The sequence below is a fragment of the Moorena sp. SIO2C4 genome (assembly GCF_010672485.1).
Taxonomy (GTDB): domain Bacteria; phylum Cyanobacteriota; class Cyanobacteriia; order Cyanobacteriales; family Coleofasciculaceae; genus Moorena; species Moorena producens.
Genome location: NZ_JAAHGN010000497.1, coordinates 1 through 5357, shown reverse-complemented (window position 1 = coordinate 5357; position 5357 = coordinate 1). Strand labels below are relative to the sequence as shown.

The following is a 5357-nucleotide window of genomic DNA, read 5'->3' as shown; positions in this document are numbered from 1 at the left end:
TTTCGCAATAGGGTAAACCCTAGGGTAGAAAGTTGATTCATCCAGAATTCAAAAGAACCATTACTATATTCACACCACTCTGGTGGATTGGCATCTAACCAAGCTTTGTCCCAAAGTTGCTTTTCCCTAGGAGATAACCTAGGTTCCGGTTTGGGGTCGTAGGCACGACTCAGGAGCCAAGATCGGGGAAAAATACTGCGGTGGGGAGGGTCTTCATCCCAGTCAATGATGAGTTTTTCATCTTGGAACTGCACGGATTTGGGTTTTGGCAGTTCTAGGCGATCGCTGAGATCGTTAATTTTCTGAAACGAACTAGGATGATAACACCGAGGACACAAACAATGGTCATATAACCAGATGTAATGAAAACGCTTCCCGTCAAGGGTTAGGAAGCGATCGCTTTTAATTAACTCTTTATACTGTAATTTCACCATTTGTTTTTCTGTTGCTTAGAGTTCGAGCCTAATAACTAGCAAACTTTATATGCCCAGACTTGTAAATAAATATCTGGTTCTGCTTCCGGTAGGTTAGCAAATGGCTCTCCTTTTTCAACTAACGTCCACTTACCAGCAGCTTCTAGAGCTGCTTGCTTGTCTTTAAAATCACTATTCTGATAATAATCGGGACGAATAGTAAAAATGATATATCCCCCTGGCTTAGTAATACGAATTAGTTCATCAAAACCACTGCTGGGAGCATGGCCTAATGTGAAAGTTCCGACGCTAACAATCCCATCAAAGGTGTCCGTTGCCAATGCTAAAGGTTTGCCCAATATTCCTTGGTGAAGTGCGATGTAAACGTTCTTTTTTCTCGCTTCTTCCAGCATCCCTGCTGAAATATCCATTGCCTCTAGATTGCCATATCCGCGCTGATGAAGAACTTGCCCGACTAGCCCAGTTCCCGCCCCAGCATCTAAAATTTTGGCTTCTTTAGAAAGATACTTGAGCAAAACCTCGACGGCGGGTTCGGGTCCGGTATAGTTTTCAGGCAACAAATCTTGCTCGTACTCCTTAGCCCATACATCATACCTTTCGGCTAATTCTTGATTGTCTTGAGAACTGTAGACCCAATGTACCGTATCTGTTTTTTTGCTCATTTGTTTGGCGTTTATTAGCGTGATTGCGCATTATTTTTTAAGTCTTTATGTACCGTTAAGTTCCTATTGCTTAACAAGGCAAACATTCGACACAATTAAGGCAGACGGAACACAGCTTACTACTAGTAAACCATCTATCAATGGAAACACTTTTCCGGTTGTACCAATCTTAATTTTACTTAATATTACGAATTATTTCTGCCCAATTAGCATCACTAATTACTTGAGCTAGTTTGTAATTACAGAGTTTCCTGTTCAGGGGTTGGATAGAAACGATAACGGTAAGTTTTTTCGACCATATCAACTCTTTGAGGTACATTTATATTTTAATATGTTATGTTTAAAATATCAAGTGGACGCAATTCATCTCTTAAAGATGAAACCTTATAATAATGGAGCCTTAATTAAAAAGTTTTAATCCTTTTACTCACAGACTGTCTCCTATAAAGGCTCCATTATTCTTACGGTAACGTCAAACGCTAACCCTAAGGGTATAAAGGGAGTCTTCTTGCTCTTAAAGATAAAACAACCCGTGAAGTTCAGTAAATTTAGCATTGCTGCGACGAATCTAGAACTGTTCAAAACTATCAATTACCAATTCTTTTTATTACCATAGAGACCCCGCAGATACAGTTAGCTCCTGCATTGTCATACCAACTGCTTCATCTCGGCAGAGGAAAGCAGCTAGTTCGCCAATTTCTTGAGGCTGTATGATCCTTTTCTGGGGGTAGCTCTGCTTAACTTCTTCAAAATATTCCGCAAAACTTCGACCTTCAGATTCAGCAAACTCTCTCATCGCGTTTTTGCCAAGCTCCGTTTCTACCCAACCCGGACTAATGGCATTGCAGGATACCCCATGAGGCGCTCCTTCTAAAGCCACACAACGAGTTAGCCCAACCACTGCTGCTTTAGAAGCACAATAGGCAGGAACATTAGGATTACCAACTGAGGCAGCAGTAGAAGCAATGTTGATAATGCGACCCCACTTGCGTTCGATCATTCCTGGTAAACAAAACTTGATCGTACGATAAATACCATTGAGATTAACATCAATAATACGATACCAGTCTTGATCAGGATGCTCGCATATTTTATGCAGGTAGGTTATTCCAGCAGCATTAACCAGAATATCGACTTTACCAAAAGTTTTGAATACATTATTGCAAAAAGTCTCAACTGAATCACTAGAAGAGACATCTAGGGTCATTGCTAAAGCCTTAACCCCCTTTACCTCAATTTCTGTTTGGCAAGAACTTTTATCAGCGGAGCGGGAGCCAATGGCTACGTTAGCCCCAATTTCTGCTAAAGCAAGAGCGACGGCTTTACCTATACCAGATGTACCGCCAGTTACTATTGCTACGCGACCTTGTAAAAATTTTTCTTTATTCATATTGCTATCCCATCAAATTGCGAAATGATAAAGCTCTTCATAAACTTTCTGCGCTCCTTCAACCATCCCGACATCTTCAGGACGAATTTCCACTTTTTCTTGAGTTGGTGGCACAATCCCACTGCTACCGTCTAAAGTTTTATACCATTTAGCTCGACTCTCCATTTCATCAGGCTGATATTCCCTCCATTTATCCTCATTAAAACTCAACATTTGGGGGTCAAACTTAACTCCTATGCGTTGGCAATATTCGGTCAAAACTTTTTGGGTATGGCGACGGAAGGAATTAGCTTCAACAAGGATTGGTTTCTGTTTTAATTGCTTAGTTACTATTTCCCACATTTGTTTCAAGGCATCAAAACCAAACTCTTCATTTGTAGGAGACTCATTTACCCGATACCAGGAAGCCATTACCTGCTGAGGATGACGCACAATGAAAGTATTGATCGCAGAAGCGAGAAAATCCTGAGGGATGTATGGCAGTCCTTGGTAAGCCATCTCTTTCATAAAAACTAGAGGAGCTGCCTCCGCCTTTGATTTTATTTCTTCAAGTACCTGAGTAGGTTGGTAATCTTGGCGCTGTTCACAATCGCCAAAGCGATTGGAACGCCGCCATTTGCTGAAGTAATAAACATCAAGGAATGGTTCATCAATGATTGCTGTATCTGGGCGTTGTGAAAAAGTTCTCTCGAAAGGGGTTGATACAGATCTAGGTGTAGCCCATAACACCACAATTTTGGGTTTAGTTCCAAAATTTTCAAGGTTTTGATAGTTCATCAAAAAAAAAAACGCTTTCCCTACTATTTTTAGATGATTTATTGTTGATATCACGCTCCTAACAAACCTTGTACACCCAAACTTTTAAATAAACACCAGTGTCTTTCTTTTCATGGGTACGAAATTTCTCTGTCGCTGTAACCATTTCCCATTGACCAGACCCCTCTAGGGCAGTTAGCTTTGGTTTGAACTCGTTACTCTCAGACAGATCGGTAGGCATACTAACAACAATGTATCCCCCTGGCTTGGTAATACGAATCAGTTCGTCAAATGCGTTACTTTTGACATGTCCATAGGTAAAAACCCCAACACTAATGATGGCATCAAAGGTGGCTGAGGGAAAATCCAAGGGTTCACCCAAAACTTGTTGGTGGAAACTGGTGTAAACATTCTTTTTCCGAGCTTCCTCTAGCATGCCTGAAGATATGTCCATCGCCTCTAGGTGATGGTAACCGCGCTGGTGCAGAAATTGCCCAACCAAGCCTGTACCTGCTCCGGCATCTAAAATCTTGGCATCTTTGGAAACATAATTGACCAATACCTCCGCTGCAGGCTCTGGCCCCACATAGCCAAATGCATCATCTAGGTCTTGCTCGTAGTCTTTAGCCCAGATGTCATAGCGTTCAATTAATTCCTGATTATTCTGGGAACTATAGACCCACTGAACTGTATCTATTTTACTCATGTTTTTTCCGATACTATCTTTGTTAACAAGCATCTTGCTTAAGCTCCCAATTTGAGGTGAAATCTTCAGCTAGGCTTTCCCTAGCTGAGGCAGGGCAATAGAAAACACTAACGGGTGCATCTCATTTTTGTAAAAAAGTTGCGTAGGGTGCGTTAGGGGAGCCTCATTTTCCGCCTCGTAGCCAGGGTTTGGAGGAACCGCCCCGTAACGCACCACCGTGTCAAACAGCTTTGAGGAGATGCACCCAAACACTAACCTAATCTTGCTTGTGCTTTATCTAGGCAGTATTGTAGCTGTTGAGCTAAAACTGAAATATGGGGTTCGGTTACCATAGAGAAATGGTTCCCTGGGACAACATGAAATTCTAAGGGTTGAGCAGAAAGTTGATCCCAGCCCCAGGTTGGATCTTCTAGAGTCATTGCCTGATTAGGTAAATAATCCCCTAAAGCACCAACCTCACTGGCTCGGAAGAAGTTAATCGGAATTGAATCAATCTTCTGGGGTAGATAGCTAGCACTGGCTTTAGTATTAGCTTTGTAAACCTCAAACATTCGACTGAGGTCAGTTTTACTCAACATCTGACCAGTCTTTTTCAATCGTTCCAGAAAGTAGTTTAGCTGTTCTTCCGAACTAAGAAACTGGAGTGCTTCGCGGGAAATATCCAGGTTTTGACCTAAAAGGCCTCCATAGATAGTCGCTAACTCAGCTATGAATTTGGCATTATCCCAATTAACTACGTCTTTCTCTGGTTCAGGAATTTCTACTTGGACATCGACAATGGTCAGCATTGACACTTCCTGTCCTTGATTCCGTAATTGTTGAGCCATCTCAAATGCGACTTTCCCCCCGAAAGAATGACCACCTAGTAGATAGGGTCCGTTGGGTTGGAGTGCTTGTATAGCTTTAATATGGTGGGCAGCTATATCTGCCATACGAGTATAAGGTTGGAAGTCTTCCTCAAGACCCAGGGTACGCAAACCATATAACGGTTGTTCCGAACCTAGATCACGTGCCAACTGCTGGAAGTCAAAGACATTGCCAAGAATTCCAGAAACCAAGAATAAAGGAGGCTTTGACCCCTCGGGCTGAATGGGCACTAAGGTAGAAACGAAGGAGTCGTTACCAGTGGAGTTATTTTGGGTTGCTAGGCTTGGCGAATCGAGATCAGCAAAAACTTCTTGGGATAAATAATCAACCATTGCCTCTATGGTTGGATAGTCAAATACTAGAGTTGAACGTAGAGAGCAGCCCACGCTAGATTGGAGATGATTCCTCAACTCCACTGCCATTAAAGAATCTAGACCCAAATCAATTAACCTTTGCCCCAGTTCTATTTGATCTGGAGAACTTAATCCTAAGGTTTTAGCAATTTGGGTACGAACGCGCTCTACTAATAAATCCCGACGTTG

The 5357-nt window shown here is 42.1% G+C and carries 6 protein-coding genes and 1 pseudogene; all 7 read right to left on the bottom strand.

The annotated features are described in order from the left end of the window. A pseudogene (locus F6K20_RS22855) lies at window positions 1-434 on the bottom strand (TauD/TfdA family dioxygenase); the annotation flags it as partial. A gap of 35 nt (window positions 435-469) precedes the next feature. Continuing rightward, window positions 470-1096, bottom strand: coding sequence for a class I SAM-dependent DNA methyltransferase (locus tag F6K20_RS22850; RefSeq protein ID WP_287296127.1), 627 nt, complete (start codon window positions 1094-1096; stop codon window positions 470-472). A gap of 239 nt (window positions 1097-1335) precedes the next feature. Next, window positions 1336-1395, bottom strand: coding sequence for a helix-turn-helix domain-containing protein (locus tag F6K20_RS40140; RefSeq protein ID WP_353736806.1), 60 nt, complete (start codon window positions 1393-1395; stop codon window positions 1336-1338). A 308-nt stretch (window positions 1396-1703) separates the two neighbouring features. After that, window positions 1704-2486: an SDR family NAD(P)-dependent oxidoreductase gene (locus F6K20_RS22845; RefSeq protein ID WP_287296125.1), complete on the bottom strand. Its 783-nt coding sequence runs from the start codon at window positions 2484-2486 to the stop codon at window positions 1704-1706. Window positions 2487-2498: 12 nt separating this feature from the next. Then, complete coding sequence (locus tag F6K20_RS22840) at window positions 2499-3263, bottom strand: sulfotransferase-like domain-containing protein (protein ID WP_287296123.1); 765 nt, start codon at window positions 3261-3263, stop codon at window positions 2499-2501. A 58-nt stretch (window positions 3264-3321) separates the two neighbouring features. Continuing rightward, window positions 3322-3948 carry a class I SAM-dependent DNA methyltransferase gene (locus tag F6K20_RS22835; RefSeq protein WP_287296121.1) on the bottom strand — a complete coding sequence of 209 codons (627 nt, stop codon included), beginning with the start codon at window positions 3946-3948 and terminating at the stop codon, window positions 3322-3324. A gap of 251 nt (window positions 3949-4199) precedes the next feature. After that, window positions 4200-5357, bottom strand: a 1158-nt coding sequence (locus tag F6K20_RS22830; RefSeq protein ID WP_287296119.1) for a thioesterase domain-containing protein, incomplete at its 5' end; no start/stop codon positions are given.

What these genes read in the sequence shown, in the direction of transcription:
- F6K20_RS22850 (WP_287296127.1), bottom strand. Translation starts at nt 1,096, where the DNA reads ATGAGCAAAAAAACAGATACGGTACATTGGGTCTACAGTTCTCAAGAC.
- F6K20_RS22845 (WP_287296125.1), bottom strand. Translation starts at nt 2,486, where the DNA reads ATGAATAAAGAAAAATTTTTACAAGGTCGCGTAGCAATAGTAACTGGC.
- F6K20_RS22840 (WP_287296123.1), bottom strand. Translation starts at nt 3,263, where the DNA reads ATGAACTATCAAAACCTTGAAAATTTTGGAACTAAACCCAAAATTGTG.
- F6K20_RS22835 (WP_287296121.1), bottom strand. Translation starts at nt 3,948, where the DNA reads ATGAGTAAAATAGATACAGTTCAGTGGGTCTATAGTTCCCAGAATAAT.